This window comes from Mycobacterium sp. IDUB_17, from assembly GCF_055419465.1.
The window spans coordinates 228,157-247,863 of sequence record NZ_JBVAXS010000001.1; the positions used below are offsets into that span (position 1 = coordinate 228,157).

Annotated in this window: 19 protein-coding genes and 1 pseudogene; 16 read left to right on the top strand and 4 right to left on the bottom strand. The window is 66.9% G+C overall.

The annotated features are described in order from the left end of the window. Nucleotides 1–80: 80 nt before the first annotated feature. Nucleotides 81–602 carry a TetR/AcrR family transcriptional regulator C-terminal domain-containing protein gene (locus ACZYZ7_RS01130; RefSeq protein ID WP_450068787.1) on the bottom strand — a complete coding sequence of 174 codons (522 nt, stop codon included), beginning with the start codon at nt 600–602 and terminating at the stop codon, nt 81–83. A gap of 116 nt (nt 603–718) precedes the next feature. Here ACZYZ7_RS01130 and ACZYZ7_RS01135 point away from each other — a divergent pair, with 116 nt between their 5' ends. Further along, a complete protein-coding gene (locus ACZYZ7_RS01135; protein WP_463740055.1) occupies nt 719–1,318 on the top strand; it encodes a GNAT family N-acetyltransferase in 600 nt (199 codons plus the stop codon). An 18-nt stretch (nt 1,319–1,336) separates the two neighbouring features. Next, nucleotides 1,337–1,573 carry an rRNA adenine N-6-methyltransferase family protein gene (locus tag ACZYZ7_RS01140; RefSeq protein WP_463740535.1) on the top strand — a complete coding sequence of 79 codons (237 nt, stop codon included), beginning with the start codon at nt 1,337–1,339 and terminating at the stop codon, nt 1,571–1,573. Here the strand turns inward: ACZYZ7_RS01140 and ACZYZ7_RS01145 are convergent. Further along, nucleotides 1,563–2,345, bottom strand: coding sequence for a hypothetical protein (locus ACZYZ7_RS01145; protein WP_463740056.1), 783 nt, complete (start codon nt 2,343–2,345; stop codon nt 1,563–1,565). The genes ACZYZ7_RS01140 and ACZYZ7_RS01145 overlap by 11 nt on opposite strands. Before the next feature lie 94 nt (nt 2,346–2,439). Between ACZYZ7_RS01145 and ACZYZ7_RS01150 the strand changes: the two genes are divergently transcribed. From ACZYZ7_RS01150 to ACZYZ7_RS01200, 11 genes are all read left to right on the top strand, one after another. Further along, nucleotides 2,440–2,808 (top strand): YraN family protein, encoded by a 369-nt coding sequence (locus ACZYZ7_RS01150; protein WP_167857800.1) that lies wholly within the window; start codon nt 2,440–2,442, stop codon nt 2,806–2,808. Nucleotide 2,809: 1 nt separating this feature from the next. Beyond that, nucleotides 2,810–4,321: a YifB family Mg chelatase-like AAA ATPase gene (locus tag ACZYZ7_RS01155; protein WP_450068790.1), complete on the top strand. Its 1,512-nt coding sequence runs from the start codon at nt 2,810–2,812 to the stop codon at nt 4,319–4,321. Continuing rightward, nucleotides 4,318–5,505 (top strand): DNA-processing protein DprA, encoded by a 1,188-nt coding sequence (dprA, locus tag ACZYZ7_RS01160; RefSeq protein WP_463740057.1) that lies wholly within the window; start codon nt 4,318–4,320, stop codon nt 5,503–5,505. Before ACZYZ7_RS01155 ends, dprA begins: the two co-directional genes overlap by 4 nt. Nucleotides 5,506–5,627: 122 nt before the next feature. Further along, nucleotides 5,628–6,494, top strand: a complete 867-nt coding sequence (locus ACZYZ7_RS01165) for a siderophore-interacting protein (protein ID WP_463740058.1) — start codon at nt 5,628–5,630, stop codon at nt 6,492–6,494. 23 nt (nt 6,495–6,517) lie between these two features. Next, nucleotides 6,518–7,678 carry an alpha-hydroxy-acid oxidizing protein gene (locus tag ACZYZ7_RS01170; protein ID WP_463740059.1) on the top strand — a complete coding sequence of 387 codons (1,161 nt, stop codon included), beginning with the start codon at nt 6,518–6,520 and terminating at the stop codon, nt 7,676–7,678. A gap of 58 nt (nt 7,679–7,736) precedes the next feature. Then, nucleotides 7,737–9,590, top strand: coding sequence for a CocE/NonD family hydrolase (locus tag ACZYZ7_RS01175; RefSeq protein WP_463740060.1), 1,854 nt, complete (start codon nt 7,737–7,739; stop codon nt 9,588–9,590). 96 nt (nt 9,591–9,686) lie between these two features. Continuing rightward, a complete protein-coding gene (locus ACZYZ7_RS01180) occupies nt 9,687–10,310 on the top strand; it encodes a TetR/AcrR family transcriptional regulator (protein WP_135453648.1) in 624 nt (207 codons plus the stop codon). Between the two features lie 22 nt (nt 10,311–10,332). Further along, nucleotides 10,333–11,379, top strand: coding sequence for an oxygenase MpaB family protein (locus ACZYZ7_RS01185; protein WP_463740061.1), 1,047 nt, complete (start codon nt 10,333–10,335; stop codon nt 11,377–11,379). Next, nucleotides 11,376–13,298, top strand: coding sequence for an acyl-CoA dehydrogenase family protein (locus tag ACZYZ7_RS01190; RefSeq protein WP_463740062.1), 1,923 nt, complete (start codon nt 11,376–11,378; stop codon nt 13,296–13,298). The genes ACZYZ7_RS01185 and ACZYZ7_RS01190 overlap by 4 nt, the downstream gene beginning before the upstream one ends. 68 nt (nt 13,299–13,366) lie before the next feature. After that, nucleotides 13,367–14,263 carry a tyrosine recombinase XerC gene (locus tag ACZYZ7_RS01195; protein ID WP_463740063.1) on the top strand — a complete coding sequence of 299 codons (897 nt, stop codon included), beginning with the start codon at nt 13,367–13,369 and terminating at the stop codon, nt 14,261–14,263. 46 nt (nt 14,264–14,309) lie between these two features. Further along, the gene (locus tag ACZYZ7_RS01200) at nt 14,310–15,176 is read left to right on the top strand and encodes an alpha/beta fold hydrolase (protein WP_463740064.1); all 867 of its coding nucleotides are present in this window, start codon (nt 14,310–14,312) and stop codon (nt 15,174–15,176) included. Here ACZYZ7_RS01200 and ACZYZ7_RS01205 read toward each other — a convergent pair. Continuing rightward, entirely contained in the window at nt 15,160–16,125 is a 966-nt protein-coding gene (locus ACZYZ7_RS01205; protein ID WP_450068799.1) for a TIGR03621 family F420-dependent LLM class oxidoreductase, read from the bottom strand. The genes ACZYZ7_RS01200 and ACZYZ7_RS01205 overlap by 17 nt on opposite strands. A 59-nt stretch (nt 16,126–16,184) precedes the next feature. After that, a pseudogene (locus ACZYZ7_RS01210) lies at nt 16,185–16,610 on the bottom strand (M23 family metallopeptidase); the annotation flags it as partial. 361 nt (nt 16,611–16,971) lie between these two features. Here ACZYZ7_RS01210 and rpsB point away from each other — a divergent pair. The 3 genes from rpsB (at nt 16,972) to ACZYZ7_RS01225 (ending at nt 19,690) form a co-directional block, all read left to right on the top strand. Next, the gene (gene rpsB / locus ACZYZ7_RS01215) at nt 16,972–17,802 is read left to right on the top strand and encodes a 30S ribosomal protein S2 (protein WP_135453654.1); all 831 of its coding nucleotides are present in this window, start codon (nt 16,972–16,974) and stop codon (nt 17,800–17,802) included. Between the two features lie 19 nt (nt 17,803–17,821). Beyond that, the gene (gene tsf, locus ACZYZ7_RS01220) at nt 17,822–18,649 is read left to right on the top strand and encodes a translation elongation factor Ts (RefSeq protein ID WP_135453655.1); all 828 of its coding nucleotides are present in this window, start codon (nt 17,822–17,824) and stop codon (nt 18,647–18,649) included. A 186-nt stretch (nt 18,650–18,835) separates the two neighbouring features. Next, nucleotides 18,836–19,690, top strand: a complete 855-nt coding sequence (locus tag ACZYZ7_RS01225; RefSeq protein WP_135453656.1) for an LLM class F420-dependent oxidoreductase — start codon at nt 18,836–18,838, stop codon at nt 19,688–19,690. The last annotated feature ends 17 nt before the right edge of the window (nt 19,691–19,707 follow it).

Below are 19,707 nucleotides of genomic sequence, written 5' to 3' on the forward strand. Positions count from 1 at the left end.
GGACACTACCGGGGCCGGCGGGTGCGAAACCTGAGACGCCGTGAATCGCTGACCGACGGCCATCGGCATCGACGGTGCCGCTACCGGATGTGTCGGAGCGCCTTCAGGCCTTCCTGCACCACGACGTCTGGACTGTGCTCGTATTCGGATCGAAGTCTCTCGTATAACGGGGAGTTCTCCTGGCTTGCGGGAGTGTGTAGTTCGCGTGCGGCCGCCTGCGCCGTAGCCGCGCAGCCGAGAACGTAGTTCGACATGGCATAGGCGGTCGTTAGTACGTTGTCGACACCGTCCTGCTGCAGTCGTTTACAGAGAGTCTCGGAGAAGTTGAGGTAGGCGGGTCCGCGAGGAGGGCGCAGTGTCACGACAGTCACCGCCCACGGATGCGCGATCAGGTGACGGTAATAGGCCACCAGCAGGTCGAGGTGGCCTACTTCATCCATGGCCCGTCGAAATGGGGCATCGGTTGTCAGCGCGTGGTCGAGGGCGAGGTCGAGGACATCGTCGACACTGCTGATACGGGAGTAGAGGCTCGCGGGAGCTACGCGCAACGTTCCGGCAAGGCTGCGTAGCGAGAGCGCCTGAATGCCATGTTCGTCCAACATGTCGACTGCTTCGCGGGCGATGTCCTCGACCGCGACTGCCCGAGCGCGGCGGACAGGTTTGGCGCGTAACCAGTAACTCACACCCAAGCTTAACCGAACACTGTTAGTTTAAAGGGGTGTTCGACTCCACACTGCTGCCGCTCGCCGGCTCCCGAACCAGCCTCCGCCCTCTCGCCGCACGCGATGCCGCCATCTATGTCGAGGGCACTCGCGACCCTTCGGTTCGTGCCTACGCGCACCTACCGGAACCGAACTACACGGTCGAGTTGGTGACTCGACTGGCGAATACGGTTGTTCCAGAAGGGCTTCGCCGAGCGGATCTGGCAATGTTGAGCATCGTCGACGCGACGACCGATGACTTCCTGGGCAGCCTCGTCATCTTCGACGTGACTGCCGAGAGTGCCGAGGTCGGCTTCTGGCTCCACCCGGATGCCAGAGGCTCGGGCCGATCAATTGACGCTCTGGAACTTGCTTCCGAATTCGCATGTCGTAGTGGTCTCGTCGCGATCACCGCCCGAACCGCCACGGACAATCGCGCATCGCAGAAAACCTTGACACGTGCGGGATTCGAAGTGCTGACAACGGCTACCGGGATTGCTCCATCCGGACATGAAGTCGAACTTGTCCACTACGAACGCCGACTCTCCCCGGAGAAGGGCGGGGACCATAGGCGCCGAGCGTCTCTGGGAGCGCCTACCGAGGAGAAGTCCATATGACAGACCGCAACGCGCCGTATCGACTATCGAGAGGTTTCAGCCCATGCCCACCATCGCGCTGGGTGGCACGAGCTCGGTCAGAACTTCCTCACCGATCGCACAGCGGTTGACAGGATCGTCGGCCTTGTCACCAAGGCAGACGGACCCATCATCGAAATTGGCTCCGGCGGAGGGGCATTGACGCTTCCTGAGCAAACCCTGTGTCGGCCGATCACAGCAATCGAGGGCGCAGTACCGCGTGGTGTCATGGGGTGAGTGCGCCGAAGATCTCCGCCCAGTTTCCTCCGGCGGCATCCATCGCATTCCGAGTCTCAACGAGAACGTCCCGAGCGATCTGCTCGAGCGTGGTCTCCGCGGCAGGGCTCTCAGTGCCCTTGATGACCCTCATGCCCTCTGCGGTTGCGGTGAACTGCTCTTTCCATTGCCCGGCGGATGACAGCAGGAATCTGAGGTGATAGGGGTAGTGGAAGTCAGGCACCGGCACTCCGGCTTCTGCAACATTCTTCAGTGAGATGACGATCAACCGCAGTTGTTCGGACTCGAACGAACAAGATTCCGGGTCCGCCAATCCTGAGGATTCAGGTGATCCATCAACGAGATCCCGCCAGTACGCACGATCGTGAAGGCCGTCCCGTTGCTCCATGTGTGTCTCCGCGAAGACCGACATGAGTTCGTTGTCGTTGATGAGTGGGGACAGGACCAGATCTTCGCTGTAGTCGTAACCGAAGAAGTACCGAGTGCCGTCAACCTCGATCGATTCGATTCCTCCGATGTGGCGGTAATCCCGAAGCAGCGGTGCGGGAATACCTGTCGCCGCTGTTTCTTCGCCGTCGGGGGTTCCGCTGTCGCATCCCTGGATGCTCATCATCGCTCCATTCATCCGCGACTCCGACCTCGTTGATCGCAGTTCGCCCTTGCCCCCATGTAGTGGACACGGGATTTCGGTTGATCGGCTTGACAGCGTAGCGGCCGTCTGGGCAGCCCGGGTCGGTTGCCGGACGGCATCTTTGATGCGGCTCGTCAACACGCATCAGATCGGGGCCCTGTGGATGAAATCGACGCTGGGGATAAGTCGGCCTGATTGAGCCGGTTCTGTCGGACCGTGTCCGCACGGTGTGGGCATGAGTTCTCTGACACGGGCCGAGATCGGCGCACTGGGTGAACAGTTGGCCGTCGAGCATCTGGCGGCACAGGGGTTGCGGACGTTGACGCGCAACTGGCGGTGTCGATACGGCGAGCTCGACGTGATCGCCGAAGAGGTCGCCACGAACACGGTGGTCTTCGTCGAGGTGAAGACCCGTACCGGGGACGGTTTCGGTGGGCTTGCCGAGGCCGTCACGGCGCAGAAGGTGCGCCGTATCCGCCGGTTGGCGGCGCTATGGCTGGCTGAGCAGGAGTCTCGCTTCGCCGCGCTGCGTATCGATGTGATCGGGGTGCGCGTCGGCCGGCGCCGAGAACCGGAACTGACGCACCTCAAGGGGGTGGGTTGAAATGGGTTTGGGTAGAGCCTATTCGGTGGCCGTACGCGGCGTGGACGGCGTCATCGTGGAGATCGAGGCGGACATCACGTCGGGGCTGCCCAGCGTGAACCTGGTGGGGCTGCCCGACACCGCCCTGCAGGAATCGCGGGACCGGGTGCGCGCGGCGATCACCAATTGCGGCAACACGTGGCCGATGTCGCGCCTGACGTTGGCGTTGTCCCCGGCCACGCTGCGCAAGGTCGGGTCGGTCTACGACGTGGCACTGGCGGCGGCGGTGCTCTCGGCGCACACCAAGTCGGCGTGGGCACGGCTGGAAAAGTCGGTGTTGCTCGGTGAACTCGCTCTCGACGGCCGGGTCCGTCCGGTGCACGGCGTATTGCCGGCGGTACTGGCGGCCAAGCAGGAGGGCTGGCCCACGGTGGTGGTGCCGGTCGACAACCTGGCCGAGGCCAGTCTGGTCGACGGCATCGAGGTCTGCGGTGTGCGAACCCTGCGGCAACTGCAGGCCTGGCTCGACGGTAAGGGCGATCTGCAGGCCCGGGTCGCTGCGCCGGGCCACGCTCTGGAAGCGACGGCGGATCTCGCCGATGTGGTCGGGCAGGCCCAGGCTCGTTATGCCGTCGAGGTGGCGGCCGCCGGTGCCCATCACCTGATGTTGACCGGGCCGCCCGGTATCGGGAAAACGATGTTGGCGCAACGGCTTCCGGGCTTGTTGCCGCCGCTGTCGTCGGCTGAATCGCTTGAGGTGACCGCGGTTCATTCGGTGGCGGGGCTGTTGGCGGGGGACACACCGCTGATCACCCGGCCTCCGTTTGTGGCTCCGCACCACACCTCGAGCGTGGCGGCACTGGTCGGCGGCGGCAGTGGGTTCGCGCGTCCCGGGGCGGTCAGTCGGGCGCACCGGGGTGTGTTGTTTCTCGACGAGTTCGCCGAAATGGGATCCAGTGCCCTGGAGGCGTTGCGAACTCCCTTGGAGGACGGCGAGATCCGGTTGGCTCGCCGCGATGGGGTGGCCTGTTATCCGGCCCGGTTCCAACTGGTTCTGGCGGCGAATCCCTGCCCGTGTGCCCCACCCAATTCGGCCGACTGTGTCTGTTCGGCCCAAGCCAAGCTCCGGTATAGGGGCAAGTTGTCGGGGCCTCTGGTGGATCGTGTCGACTTGCGGGTGGAGCTGTATCCGGTCAGTGCAGGGGCGTTCATGCCACAGTCGGGCGAGTCCAGCGCGGTGGTCCGTGAGCGGGTCGCCGCGGCGCGCCTGGCCGCCCGGGAACGGTGGAAACCGTACGGGATCGGCACCAATGCGGAGGTCGGCGGACCGTTGCTGCGGCGCGAATTCCGATTGCCCAAAGCCGCGATGGAGCCGTTACGGTCGGTACTCGACCGTGGCGTGATCAGCATGCGCGGTGCCGACCGTTGTTTGAGGGTCGCTTGGACCCTGGCGGATCTGGCCGGACGGACCATGCCCGCCCATGAGGACGTCGCCACCGCATTGAGCTTCCGGCAGGCCGGGGGTGTGGCATGACCGACGAGGTGCGGCGTGCATGGGCGTATCTGTCGCGGGTGGCCGAACCGCCGTGCCCGCAGTTGGCGGCCTTGGTCACGCAGGTGGGTCCGGTCGAGGCGGCCGGCCGGGTCAAAGCCGGACAGGTCGACACCGAGGTGTTGCGCCGAGTCGAGGCGCGGCGGGAATTCGATTGTGCGGCAGAGGACCTGGATGTCCTCGACAGGATGGGCGGGCGATTGATCACGCCCGATGACGACGAGTGGCCGCTGCTGCGCTTCCGGGCGTTTCGCGGGGATGCGGTACCCAAACGCTCGAACGGACACCCTCCGCTGGTGTTGTGGGCGGTCGGGCCCGTGCGCCTCGACGAGGCGGCCGAGCGGGCCGCGGCGATCGTCGGGACCCGTGCGGCGACCGCCTACGGCGAGCATGTCGCCGCTGAGCTGGCCGCCGGTCTCGTCGAACGGAACGTGACGGTGGTGTCCGGCGGGGCCTACGGCGTCGATGGGGCAGCCCACCGCGCGGCGTTGGCATGTGAGGGAGTAACGGTCGCGATCGTGGCCGGTGGTATCGACAACCCGTACCCGGCCGGGCACAGCGCGCTGTTCCACCGGATCCGCCAGGACTGTCTGCTGGTCAGCGAGTACCCGCCCGGGACATCGCCGGGCCGGTTGAGGTTTCTCACCCGCAACCGGTTGGTGGCCGCGCTTTCCGGTGCGACGGTGGTGGTGGAGGCGGGGGTGCGCAGCGGCGCGGCCAATACCGCGGCGTGGGCCAGGTCGCTGGGCCGGGAAGTGTGTGCCGTTCCGGGGCCGGTGACCTCGGCCGCATCGGCGGGCTGCCATGCGCTGTTGCGGAACGGCGCTGTTCTGGTCGACCGGGCCGAGCAGATCGTCGAACTCGTCGGTCGGATAGGCGAACTGGCGCCAGAGGAACCCCATCCGGCTGGGCCCCTCGATGGGCTCGCACCGGTTGAGAAACAGGTCTACGACGCGCTGCCGGCGCGCGGTGCACACACCGTGGACGAGATCGCGATGCTCGCCGCGCTTCCGCCGCACCAGGTGCTGGCGCCGTTGACGATGCTGGAGTTGGCCGGGCTGGTCGAGAGCGTCGACGGATGCTGGCGGATCGCGCGTCGGCGCCGGGTCCGCGCAGCAACCCCCGGGTCGGTAGGGGAGGGCCAGGTATCCGCCGATTTGTTGTGAGGCCGGCCGGGGTCCGGGGGAGATCCGAGGCCTGATTCACGTAGCACCCAGGCTGGCCCGTGGTCTCCGTATAGTCGATGAGGTCGGCTAATAAACGAGCGGCAGATGATCTTGGAGGCGCCATGGCAGGACGACCAATGCATACATTCCAGGTGGTGCATCGCGAGCAATTGACCCCCCATATGGTCAGGTTGGTGCTGGGTGGATCGGGTGAGGGGACGGGCTTCGACACGTTCTCGCCCAACGACTTCAGCGATGCCTACGTCAAACTCGCCATCGTTCCCGCTGCGGTGGATGTGTCGGCGCTGCCGAAACCCTTGACGCTGGACAGCTTTCAGGACGTGCCCGCCGAACTGCGCCCCACGGTGCGGACCTACACCGTGCGCAAGTTCGACGAGGAGCGCCGCGAGATCACCATCGACTTCGTCGTGCACGGTGAGCAGGGCGTGGCCGCACCCTGGGCCGCGGCAGCGGTGCCGGGCCAGCCCGCCTACCTGATGGGGCCCAGTGGGGCCTACAACCCGGACCCGGCCGCTGACTGGCACCTGTTGGCCGGTGACGAGGCCGCTCTGCCGGCCATCGGTGCCGCCCTCGAAGCCTTGCCCGCCGATGCGACCGGCAAGGTCTTCATCGAGGTCGCCGGCCATGAGGACGAGGTCGAGCTCACCGCTCCGGCCGGGGTCGAGGTCAACTGGATCCACCGAGGGGGGCGAGCCGACCTGGTCGGTGACGACAAGGCCGGAGACAACGCACCGCTGATCGCCGCGGTCAAGGAGGCGGCCTGGCTGCCGGGTCAGGTTCAGGTGTTCATCCACGGCGAGGCCCAGGCCGTCATGCACAACCTGCGTCCCTACATCCGCAAGGAGCGCGGCGTCGCGGCGAAATGGGCGGGGTCGATCTCGGGGTACTGGCGCCGCGGGCGCACCGAGGAGACGTTCCGGCAGTGGAAGGCCGAGCTGGCGAAAGCGGAGGCCGACACCGCGGGCTGAGACCAGGTGGCAAGGTAGCCGTCATGGCGTACGGCGACTATCAACTCGAGATCTACCTGCAGGGGCTGTCGGGCGTGCTGCCGACCATGCCGATGGACTACGCGGGGCTGGAGGCCAAGGCCCAGGCGGCCATGCCGGCCTCGATCTGGTCCTATGTGGCAGGCGGGGCCGGCGACGAGCGCACCCAGCAGGTCAACCGCACCGCTTTCGACCGGTGGGGGCTGATGCCCCGCATGTTCAACGCCCACCGGGAACGCGACCTGTCCGTCGACCTGTTCGGGCTCAAACTGCCGACGCCGTTGTTCATGGCACCGATCGGGGTGCTGGGCATCTGCGGGCAGGACGGTCACGGTGATCTGGCCGGCGCCCGCGCCGCCGCGCGCACCGGGGTGCCGTTGGTGTTGTCCACCCTGACCGAGGACCCCCTGGAAGACGTCGCCGCCGAATTCGGGGACACCCCAGGCTTTTTCCAGCTGTACACACCGACCGACAAGGATCTGGCCGCCAGTCTGGTGCAGCGCGCCGAGAAGGCCGGATTCAAGGGCATCGTCGTCACGCTCGACACCTGGGTGCCGGGTTGGCGGCCGCGGGACCTGGCCACCTCCAACTTCCCGCAGTTGCGGGGCAAGTGCCTGGCCAACTACACCAGCGACCCGGTGTTCCGGGCCGGGTTGCCGCAGCCGCCCGAGGAGAACCCGCAGGCCACCGTGCTGCGCTGGGTCAGCCTGTTCGGCAATCCGCTCACCTGGGACGACCTGCCGTGGCTGCGGTCACTGACCAAGCTGCCGCTGATCCTCAAGGGCATCTGTCACCCCGATGACGTCCGGCGGGCAAAAGACGGCGGCGTCGACGGTATCTACTGCTCCAATCATGGTGGGCGCCAAGCCAATGGCGGCCTTCCCGCGATCGACTGCCTGCCCGGCGTGGTCGAGGCCGCCGACGGGCTGCCGGTGTTGTTCGACTCGGGAATCCGCAACGGCGCCGACATCGTCAAGGCGCTCGCACTGGGTGCCACCGCGGTAGGTGTGGGCCGCCCGTATGCGTACGGGCTGGCGCTGGGCGGCGCCGACGGCATCGTGCACGTGCTGCGGTCGATGCTCGCCGAGGCCGACCTGATCATGGGCGTCGACGGGTACCCGACGCTGGCCGATCTCACGCCCGACGCGTTGCGGCGGGTCGACTGACCGGACCGGCGTTGCCGGACGGCAGATCACCGGACGTCCCCGGGATTACGGTCAAAGGGTGCGCTCCGTAGTCGCTCGCGGTTTGACGATCGCGGCTGTCGCCGTGCTGGTCCTCGGCGGGTGCGGCGGCGGGCCCCGGCAGCCGTTTCCGCCCGCCGCGGGGCGCGGGCCGTGTCAGGTGACCGAACAGACGGATGTGCCGGCGACCATGCGCGACGGCACCGTGCTGCGCGCCGACGTGTACCGGCCGCGTATCGACCGTCCCGTTCCGGTGCTGCTGATGCGCACCCAGTACGGGAAATCGGGCGCTCAGGCCGAGACGCGCTACCGGCCACCGGATTGGTTCGCGTCGCACTGTTATCTGGTGGTCATTCAGGATGTCCGCGGCCAGGGCGCCTCGGGCGGAGTCTTCGAAGAGTTCACCCACGACATGGACGACGGCTACGACTCCGTGGAGTGGGCTGCGGCGCTGCCCGGGTCCAGCGGCAAGGTCGGCATGTACGGGTCGTCGTATGTCGGCGCCACGCAGTGGTTGGCGGCAGTCACCGCTCCGCCACATCTCGTGACGATCGCGCCGGCCAACACCGCCTCGGACTACTACGACGGATGGACGTATGAGGGAGGGCAATTCCGGCTGGCATTCGTCCAGCCGTGGGCCATCGGCTCGCTGGCGTTGACCGCCGCGGAGAACCGTCACGATCAGGCCGCGGCAGCGCAATTGACCGCGGCCGCGGCCGATCCCACCCGCTGGATGAACTTCCGGCCGTTCAAAGACGTGCCGTCGCTACAACCGGGCAACCCCGCTGTCGCGCCCTGGTATTTCGACTGGATCCGGCATTCGACTCGTGACGACTTCTGGCAGCGGGTCAGCATCAGGGAGCGCTACGGTTCGGTGCGGGTACCCGTCCTCGACTTCGAAGGCTGGTATGACGCCTTTCTCGCCGGCGGTGTCGAGAACTTCACCGGCATGGTCGCACACGGCGGCACCCAGACGGCCCGGGGCAACCAGCGCCTGGTCATCGGTCCGTGGGACCACGTCAACTGGGGTCGGCCCGACTCCGAACCGGCTCCACTGCTCCGCGGGATCGGGGCGGTCGGCAACAGCCCGATCAATGAACTGATGGTGGCCTGGTACGACCACTTCCTCAAGGACACCGATGCTCCCGACGGAAATCCGGTCACGACCGGTCAGCCCCGCGTCGACTACTTCCTCATGGGGGCGAACAAGTGGAAGTCGGCGACGCAATGGCCACTGCCGCAGACCCGGTGGACGACCATGTACCTGTCCGGTCCGGGCGGAATCGCCGATCGCCAAGGCCAACTCGTGGCCGCCGCACCCGGTGCACAGGCAGCCGACACCTACACCTACGACCCGGCTTTCCCGGTGCCGAGCACGGGCGGGCATTCATGCTGCGGCGCGCTGAGTGGCCCGCAGGGCCCGTACGACCAGACCCCCGTCGAACAGCGTTCCGACGTCCTGGTCTACAGCAGCCCACCGCTCGACCATGACACCGAGGTGACGGGGCCGGTATCGGTGCGGCTGTGGGCCCAATCCAGTGCCGTCGATACGGATTTCACGGCCAAACTTGCGGTGGTGAAACCAGACGGCCAGGTGATCAACCTCAACAACGGCATCGTGCGGACGGCGTTTCGGGATTCGCTGTCCAACCCCACTCCGATCCTGCCCGGGCAGCCCTATCCCTTCCAGATACAGGTCTGGCCGACCAGTTACCAGTTCGGCACCGGTGATCGCATTCGACTGGAGATCTCCAGCAGCGACTATCCGCAGTTCGCGCCGAACCCGAACACCGGCGCGCCGTTCGGGCAGGACACCCAGGTCCGCACCGCCAACCAGACCGTCCTGCATGACGCGCAGCACCCGTCCGCGGTGACCCTGCCCGTCATCCCGTGACGCTCGGGTCGGTGTAGCGCTGAAGTTCTGAACAGGTAAAACGCCAGGTAATTGGGGGTGGCGCCCAGAATATTCATGCGTGTAGCATTTTCCTTCATGAGTGTAGAAACCGTTCGCGGGCGGGCCGCTCACCTGGGCCCCGAGCGGCGGCGCCCGCAGGTGCTGGATGCGGCCCTGGCGATTGCGGTGTCCGAGGGGGTCGCGGCCGTCACGATCGGCGCGGTGGCTCAGCGACTCAAGGTCACCCGCCCGGTGGTGTACTCGTGCTTTCCCGATCGGGTCGAACTGCTGAGGGCCTTGCTCGAGCGGGAGTTGGCGCTGTTGGTCCAGGGGGCGGTCGATGCGCTGCCCTACGGCCGCGCGGACGCTGACGAAGCCGTCTTCGTCGAGGGCTTCCAGGCGCTGCTTGAGACGGTCGCCGGCCGGCCCGATTCCTGGCGGCTCGTGATGAGCGCCGACCCGGATCCGGCCGTGGCCAAACACTTCCGCAACGGTCGCGCGCTGATGGTCGGCAAGGTCTCCCGACGGCTGGCGCCCACGCTGGAACGTTGGGGCACCACCGACGCCGACAGGAAGCTGCCGGTGCTGGTCGAACAGTTCGTGTCCACCTGTGAAGGCGCGGTGCGGACCTTGTTGCACGACGACGGAAAGAACTGGACCCCAACCACATTGGGTGAATTCATCGGATCGGCCACCTATCGGGCGTTTCGCACCGCCTGATCCAGAACAGAGGAGTTATCGCATGTCTGATCTCCAGCCGATGGCTGACTATGGGTTCTTCGGGCCGGATTCGGTGACCTGGAAGGTCTGGGGTCATGCGACCACGCCGATCATCGGACTGCAGCGCGCCGTGGTGGTCGAGGAACTCGATCCCGCCCTGATCGCCGCGGTCGACACCACCGGCGCCAACTACGACCGGCCCCGCACGCGTTACGACCGGACTGTGCGCTACTTCGCGATGGTCGCGTTCGCCGACACCGAATCGGTGCTCAAGGCCGCCGATGTCCTGGTGAAAGTCCACTCGAAAGCCATTGGTACCGAACCGCTCAGCGGCAACAAGTACGACGCCAACGACCCCCAGTCGCAGCTGTGGATCCTGCTGACCGGCTGGCACTCGGTGCTCAAGGCCTACGAGCTGTACGGCGGCGGAACGCTGACGGCCGAGGAGGAGGCCCGCTACTGGCAGGACTGCGCCCGCGCGGCCGAGTTCCAGACCTGCGATCCGGCCGACGTCCCGCGGACCCGCGAGGGCATCAACGAGTACTTCGAGCAGATGCGGCCACACCTCGCCGTCAGCGAGGCCGCCCGCGCGATGATGGACCACCTGCTCAACGCCAAGGTGGTGCTGCCGCCCGCGCCGCGGATCGCGAAGCAGGCCGTCGAGATTCTCAACTGGTTCCTCCGTGCGGGCACCATCGCCACGATGCCGAGGTGGATGCGCAGGCTCAGTGGATTCGATCAGCCGCGCGTGGTGGACCTGGCCGTGCGGCCGGTGCTCAAGCTCGGTTTCGGCGTGGTCAACCGCGTGCCGCGGCTGAAGCTCTTGGTGGCCAAGATCATTTCGCCGTCCGTGGTGCCGATCGCGGGCCCTTACATCATGGGCATACCGCCGCGGTCGACCGAGGTGCTCAGCCCCGAAGAGGGCCGCAAGCGTTACGGCTACGCCAAACCCGCCGATGCACATCACGAGCTGCGGGCCCGCCAGCACGAGCGGGTGTTCGGGCAGGGGCAACTGCCCAGCGACGAGGGCCTCGTCGAATCTCAGTCCTACCTAGGGAGTTTGGCGTGACCGCACGATCTGATGTCCTGTTCGACCCGAACCGGACCGACTTCGACCAGTTCGACACCAGAACCCGGGAGATCTTCCGGGCCACCATCGACTTCTTCGAGTCCCACGGCAAGCGGTGGCTCAAGCAGCAGGACCGGGATCGGGTCTGGTACAGCGACTTTCTCGACCTGGTCAAGCGGGAGGGCATCTTCGCGACGTTCCTGACCCCGGCATCTGAGGCCGACGGCGACCCCGACAAACGCTGGGATACCGCGCGCAACGCCATGTACAGCCAGATCCTCGGGTTCTACGGCATGCAGTACTGGTACGTCTGGCAGGTCACGATCCTCGGGCTTGGCCCGATCTGGCAGTCGGAGAACGCGGCGGCGCGGAAGAAGGCGGCCGCCCTACTGGATTCGGGGGAGATCTTCGCTTTCGGGCTGTCCGAGCAGGCCCACGGCGCCGACGTCTACTCGACCGACATGGTGCTGACACCGAATGCGGACGGGTCGTACGCGGCGAGCGGTGGCAAGTACTACATCGGCAACGGCAACCTGGCGGGCATGGTCTCGGTGTTCGGCCGTCGCTCCGACAAACCCATCATCGACAGTGCCGACCTCGACCGGCGCCGTCCTGAGCAGGATTTCGACGGATACCTGTTCTTCGCCGCCAACAGCCAACATTCGAACTACCACCTGCGCAAGAACGTCGTCGATGGCCAGATGTACGTCGCGGCGTTCGACCTGGAGAACTATCCGGTCAGTGCCGACGACATCCTGCATGAGGGTAAGGCGGCCTTCAACGCCGCGATCAACACGGTCAACATCGGCAAGTTCAACCTCGGATTCGGGGCGATCGGGGCCTGTGAGCATGCGATGTACGAGGCCGTCACCCACGCCGAGAACCGCGTGCTGTTCGGCCGGCGGGTCACCGAGTTCCCGCAGATCCGCCGCATGCTCGCCGACGGCTACGCCCGGTTGATCGGGATGAAGCTCTACAGCGAGCGGGCCATCGATTACATGCGCAGCGCAAGCCCGGACGACCGGCGCTACCTGTTGTTCAACGCGATCGAGAAGATGAACGTCACCCGCGAGGGCGAGAAGATCGTGACGTTGCTCGCCGACACCATCGCGGCCCGGGCCTTCGAATCCGACATGTACTTCACCATGGCGCTGCTGGGGCTCACCGGCTTGCCGCGGCTGGAGGGCACGGTGCACGTCAATATGGCACTGTCGCTGAAGTTCATGCAGAACTACATGTTCGGCGCATCCGATGCGGGGCTGGCGGCGCTGTCCGTGCTGCCTGTCGGCCGGGCTCCGGCGCCGCTGGTGAGCGCGCTCGCCGGTGGCCTGCGTGCGGCCGGGGGTGCGATCGCAGGTTCGCCTGTGGCGCAACGTATTCCTCAACTCAAGTCGCTGCTGGCCGAGGTGCCGGAGATTCCGACGCGCAGGGATGCGACCAACGACGACTTCCTGTTCCGGCAGGGGCCGAGCAGCGGGTTGGGGAAGATCAGGTTCGGGGACTGGCAGTCGGTGCTGCGCCAGTTCTCGTCGACGCCGAATGTCGCGGTGTTCCTCGACCAGGCCCTGGCGTTGCAGACCCTGCTGGCGGTGGCGACACCCACCGCCGATCAACAAAGCAATGTCGACTTCCTGTTCGCGATCGGTGAGATGTTCACCCTGATCCCATACGCCCAGCTGATCCTGGAGCAGGCGGAGATCGAAGCGATCGACACCGATCTGATCGACCAGCTCTTCGAGGTGCTCGTCACCGACATGTCCACGCACGCGACCAAGCTGCACTGCCATCCGGATGCCACCGCCGTGCAACAGCAGCGCGCCCTCGACATCGTCAAGCAGCCGGTGGCCGACGCCGCGCGCCGGGATCGCGTGGTGGCAGGTGTGCGCGGACTGGCCGGCCGCTACGAGATGAACCCGTGATGGTCACGCGACGGTAGCGGCTCGGCGCGTCAGGTGCGGGGCGGGCGTACTTCTGCCACCGTGGCACGGTGCCCGCAGTTCAGGATGTGCTCGCCGAGTTCGACGAATACCTGGCGCTGCAGTGCGGCAGGTCTGAGCACACTCGCCGGGCGTACCGCGGTGACCTGTCGGCGTTGTTCGACTTCACCGGCGGTGGCCTGGAGACCGTGACCCTGCCGGCGCTTCGGTCCTGGCTGGCCGGCCAGGCCACGGCCGGAGCAGCGCGGACCACGCTGGCGCGACGCACCTCGACGGTCAAGACCTTCTGCACCTGGGCGGCCCGGCGGGGATTGCTGTCGGAGGACGTCGCGGCTCGGTTGCACGTACCCAAAGCGCACCGCACCCTGCCCGCGGTGTTACGTCGCGATCAGGCGATCGACGCCATGGAGGCGATGAATTCCGCTGCGCGCGAAGGTGATCCGCTGGCCCTGCGGGACCGGCTGATCGTGGAGATGCTCTATGCCACCGGGATCCGGGTCAGCGAGTTGTGCGGGCTGGACATCGACGATATCGACACCTCACGCCGGGTGCTGCAGGTGCTGGGCAAGGGCAACAAGCAGCGCACCGTCCCCTTCGGGGAGCCCGCACACATCGCGTTGACGGCCTGGCTCGCCGAAGGCCGCCCCGCCGTGGCGACTGCCGATTCCGGCCCGGCGCTGTTGCTCGGCGCCCGCGGCAAACGGCTCGATCCGCGTCAGGCCCGCACAGTCGTGCACCAGACCGTCTCTGCCGTCGACGGCGCCCCCGACATCGGCCCGCACGGGCTGCGCCACAGCGCGGCCACCCACCTGCTCGAAGGCGGTGCCGACCTGCGCATAGTGCAGGAGTTGCTGGGCCACACCTCGCTGGCCACCACGCAGCTCTACACCCATGTCACCGTCGAAAGGCTGCGGGCAGTGCACGACCAGGCCCACCCGCGGGCCTGACATCCCGGAACGTGAAGAACTAGGAGAACGCGCAATCCGATCCATCGTGGACCTGCCGTCCGGACCCGTCTCGTATCTCACCTGGGCGCCCCACCAACCCATTTCGACCGTCGTATTGCTGCACGGCGGCGGCGTGGACAACGCGTCGTTGTCATGGGGCGGCATCGGCCCCCGACTGGCCGACGCGGGTTACCGCGTCATCGCCCCGGACCACCCCGGCTACGGTCAGAGCCCGCCGGCGCACCGGCCGGTGACCCAGGACCGGTTGGTCGCCTACGTCGCGGAGTTCGTCGACGGGTTGGAGCTGGACCGCTATGTGATCGGCGGGTTGTCGCTCGGTGGCGGTATGACGATCGGCCACGTGCTGGACCGCCCGGACCGGATGGCCGGCGCGATGCTGCTGGGCAGCTACGGCATCATGCCCCGGCTGTCGGACGGAGCGCTGTCGGGTGCCCGTCAACTGGTCACCTGGGCGATGGTGCGCACGGGTCTGCTCGGTGCGGTGACCCATTGGGTCGGCACCAACCGGGCTGCGATGACCCGCAGCATGCACGCGCTGATCAGGGATCCGCGGCAGCTGACCGACGCGTTGATGGACGAGATCATGGCTGCGGCAGCACAACCCGACGGATTCGACGCGTTCGAACAATGGCAACGCGACCAGGTCGGGTGGAACCGGCTGCGCACCGACTACACGTCACGGCTGTCGGAGGTGAGGTGCCCTGCCCTCGTCATCCACGGCGATCGAGACCCCGGCGTTCCCGTCGCGCGAGCCCGCGCCGCTGCCGAGCTGATCCCGGATGCGCAGCTGAAAATCGTTGGCGGTGCCGGACACTGGGTTCAGCGTGACCAGCCGGACGTCGTACTCGCCGCGATCAGCGGATTCCTGCGGGACATCAGCGCAGCAGCCTGAGCACCTCGGCCAGGTGCGGCAGAGCTGATTCGCGGCCGGGCCATTCGTCGAACACCGTCCAATAGCTGATGCCGAATCGGTGCTGACGGTCGGCCAACGCCTCGGCCATCTGCTGATACGTGCCCAGCAGCACGAACGGGGACTCCAGCAACAGCTCCGGATCTGTCTCCAGCTGGGCGGCGAGCTCCGCGGCGGCCTTCGCCGGATTCTCCGTGGGCACCACGAACTGGATGAGCGCGTTCAGTTCGATGTCCTCGAAGCGATCGCCGGCCGCCTCGCGCACAACCGAGATGCGGTCCTGCAGGCCCGCCGCATCGAAATGGGTCAACCGCACTTCGGTGGCGTCGTGGTTGTGACTGAAACCTGCCAGGCCGGCGATATCGGCCACCCGCCCCGCCAACCGCAACACCCGGGTGCCGTTACCCCCGACGAGCAGTGGAACGGCAACGTCTGGCGCCGCGACCAGCTCGCCGGCGGCGGCGCGCACACAGTAGTGCGCCCCGTCGACGTTGATCGGCTCGCCGGCGAGCAGCGGGCGGATCACCTCGACCGACTCGACCAGACGGTCCACGCGCGTGCCGGCGGAATCGAACCTGAGGCCGGCGGCGTCGTACTCGGATTTCATATGGCCCGCGCCCAGACCCAACTCGAACCGTCCGCCCGACAGTGCCGCCGTCGTCGCCGATTCGCGCGCGACGTCGACCGGGTGCCGAAGATCGTTGTTGAGCACCAGAGTTCCGGTGTGCAGTCGGGTGGTCACCGCGCACGCCGCTGCCGCGCCGGCGAACGGTGACAGTGACCCGATCAGATGGTCGGGAATGGTCAGTACGTCGAATCCGGATTCCTCGACTGTGACGGCGAATTCGGCGAAGTCCGTGCCGCGGGGCAGCGCGGTGTGCAGACCGAATCGCATGGGCCGGTTGCGGTGGGATCGCGACGCGGTGGTCATGGTTCCGACAGTAGGCCGCCCTGACTGCGGTGTGAGTGTGCGCAAAACTGTCACCGGTGGAGCGGTTTGAGCCGGATCGGGGTCTCGGCCAGCAGCCCGAGCGGGTCGACGTAGTCGGCCCGGGCCGCCGCACCCCACATCGCACCCCAGTGCAGGCACGCGGCCACCCCACATCCGGGATGGCCGGCCAAGAGCGTGCCGAGCAGCTGGCCCGCACTCACCGTCTGACCGGGCCGTACCGCGGCCTGCACCGGCTCGTAGCTGGTCCGTAGCCCACCCGGGTGGGCGACCGATACCACCGGACGCCCCGCGAGCACGCCGGCGAAGACGACGGTGCCCGGGCCGGCGGCGTAGACGGGTTGCTGGGGCGCGGCCGCCAGATCGACGCCGCGATGGCCGCGGTTCCAGTTGGGGGAGGGGGCGTCGAAACCCCTGGTCACCGCCGGTCGCGGTGATACCGGCCAATGCAGCCGCGAGCCCTCGGCGTTGGCGGTGACCGGCAAGATCGATGCCAATCCCAGCATCAGCACGGCGGCGCCAAACCTCACCATCTCAGTTCAGCGCCGTCCCGGCGCGGGCGAAAGCCCCGAAACCCGGGTTGTGGATGAATGCGTCCGGCTTCGCTGCGTGGTAAAAGCACCCCTGTTCAGCGTGTAAACTTCTACCCGCAGCTCGCTTGCGGGCTGACTTCGCGTGTCTGCGCATTCGACTGCCGCAACGGGGTCGTACACGGGTGCCGACGGTCCTGACCTGGGATTCCCCAGATCGGGTTCGGCAACCAGTGGGCACCAGGGCCTGGCATCACCCGACGCCGGGCGACAACCGACATAAAGGAACCACCAACTCATGGCTGTTGTAACCATGAAGCAGCTGCTTGACAGCGGCGCTCACTTCGGGCATCAGACCCGTCGCTGGAACCCCAAGATGAAGCGGTTCATCTTCACCGACCGCAATGGCATCTACATCATCGACCTGCAGCAGACGCTGACCTACATCGACCAGGCGTACGAGTTCGTCAAGGAGACGGTCGCCCACGGTGGCACCGTCCTGTTCGTCGGCACCAAGAAGCAGGCGCAGGAGTCCATCGCCGAAGAGGCCACCCGCGTCGGCATGCCCTACGTGAACCAGCGCTGGCTGGGCGGCATGCTCACCAACTTCTCCACCGTGCACAAGCGCCTTCAGCGTATGAAGGAGCTCGAGGCCATGGAGCAGACCGGTGGCTTCGAGGGTCGCACCAAGAAGGAAATCCTCATGCTCACGCGTGAGAAGAACAAGCTTGAGCGCAGCCTCGGCGGTATCCGTGACATGGCCAAGGTGCCGTCGGCCATCTGGGTCGTCGATACCAACAAGGAGCACCTGGCGGTCAATGAGGCCATCAAGCTGGGCATCCCGGTCATCGCGATCCTGGACACCAACTGCGATCCCGATCAGGTCAACTACCCGATCCCGGGCAACGACGACGCGATCCGTTCGGCCGCCCTGCTGACCAAGGTCGTCGCCTCCGCGGTGGCCGAGGGCCTGCAGGCTCGCGCCGGCCAAGGTGCCGGTGAGAAGCAGGACGCCGCGGGTGTCGAGCCGCTCGCCGAGTGGGAGCAGGAGCTGCTGGCCGGTGCCACTGCAGGCACCCCCGAGGGCGAGGCCGCTGCTGCACCCGAAACATCCACTGACGCTTCGTAATTCCAGGAGAAGTCTTTAAATGGCTAACTACACCGCTGCCGACGTCAAGCGACTGCGGGAGCTGACTGGCGCCGGCATGCTCGACTCGAAGAACGCTCTGGTCGAGGCCGGCGGCGACTTCGACAAGGCTGTCGAGCTGCTTCGTATCAAGGGCGCCAAGGACGTCGGCAAGCGCGCTGAGCGCGCCACTGCCGAGGGCCTGGTCGTGGCCAAGGACGGCGCGCTGATCGAGTTGAACTCCGAGACCGACTTCGTCGCCAAGAACGCCGAATTCCAGGAGCTCGCCGAGCAGGTCGTCGCGGCTGCCGCCGCTGCGAAGGCCGGCGACGTGGATGCCCTCAAGGCCGCGAAGGTCGGGGATACCACCGTCGAGCAGGCCATCGCTGACCTGAGCGCCAAGATCGGCGAGAAGCTCGAGCTGCGTCGGGCCGCCTACTTCGACGGCACGGTCGAGACCTACCTGCACAAGCGTGCCGCGGACCTGCCGCCGGCCGTCGGTGTGCTGGTCGAGTACCAGGCCGGGGACGCGGACAAGGGCAAGGAGGCCGCGCACGCGGTCGCTCTGCAGATCGCCGCGCTCAAGGCCAAGTACCTCACCCGTGAGGACGTGCCCGAGGACATCGTCGCCAACGAGCGTCGCATCGCCGAGGAGACCGCGAAGGAAGAGGGCAAGCCCGAGCAGGCTCTGCCCAAGATCGTCGAAGGTCGCGTCACGGGCTACTACAAGGACGTCGTGCTGCTGGACCAGCCGTCGGTGTCCGACAACAAGAAGACCGTCAAGGCACTGCTGGACGACGCCGGGGTCACCGTGACCCGCTTCGTGCGGTTCGAGGTCGGTCAGGCCTAACACACCAGAAGACCCGGGCGGCACACCCACCGCCCGCCGCAAAACCCCGCGCTCATTCCGGCGATCCCGGAAAGTGCGGGGTTTTGTTCATTCGTGATGCGGTCGGTGCCGGGTAGTTGCTTTCGCAGGGGCTAGGGGCTTTGCCGATGTGGGAGTGTGGCAGGTACCAATGGTGTTGGAGGTGACATGCGCGTAGGTGTGGTATTTCCGCAGACGGAACTCGGCGGAGATCCGGGAGCCGTGCGCGCCTACGGCCAGCGTGTCGAGGAGCTGGGCTTCACCCACATCCTGGCTTACGACCACGTCGTCGGCGCCGATCCGGCCGTACACCGGGACTGGGCGGGGCCCTACGACCTGTACACCACATTCCACGAGCCGATGGTGATGTTCGGTTACCTGGCCGCCGTCACCTCGCTGGAGTTGGTGACCGGGGTGGTCATCCTGCCGCAGCGTCAAGCCGTACTGGTGGCCAAACAGGCGGCCGAGGTTGACCTGCTCACCGGCGGGAAGCTGCGCCTGGGCGTCGGGCTGGGCTGGAATGCGGTCGAGTACGAGGCGCTCGGCGAAGATTTCGGAAACCGCGGCAAGCGGTCCGAGGAGCAGGTTGAGCTGATGCGCCGGCTGTGGACCGAATCGTCGGTCACGTTCGAGGGCCGTTACCACCGGGTGACCGGTGCCGGCCTGGCGCCGTTACCCGTGCAGCGCCCGATCCCGGTGTGGTTCGGAGCGGCCTCCGCCCGGGCGTTGGAGCGGGCCGGGCGGCTGGGCGACGGCTGGTTCCCCATGATCGGACCAGGCCCGGAGCTCGACGATGCCCGGGCCCGGGTCGAGCGCGCCGCCGTTTCCGCAGACCGCGACCCGGCGACCATCGGGATGGAGGGGCGAGTGGGCTGGGCCGGCGATCCGGACCAGACCGCAGCCGACATCGCGGCATGGGCCGACGCCGGAGCCACCCACGTCACGGTGAACACCATGGGTGCCGGACTGCGGACAGTCGACGAGCATCTGGCCGCGCTGCAGAGCGTGGCTCGGGCGCAGTGATGTCGGCTTGCTAGCGT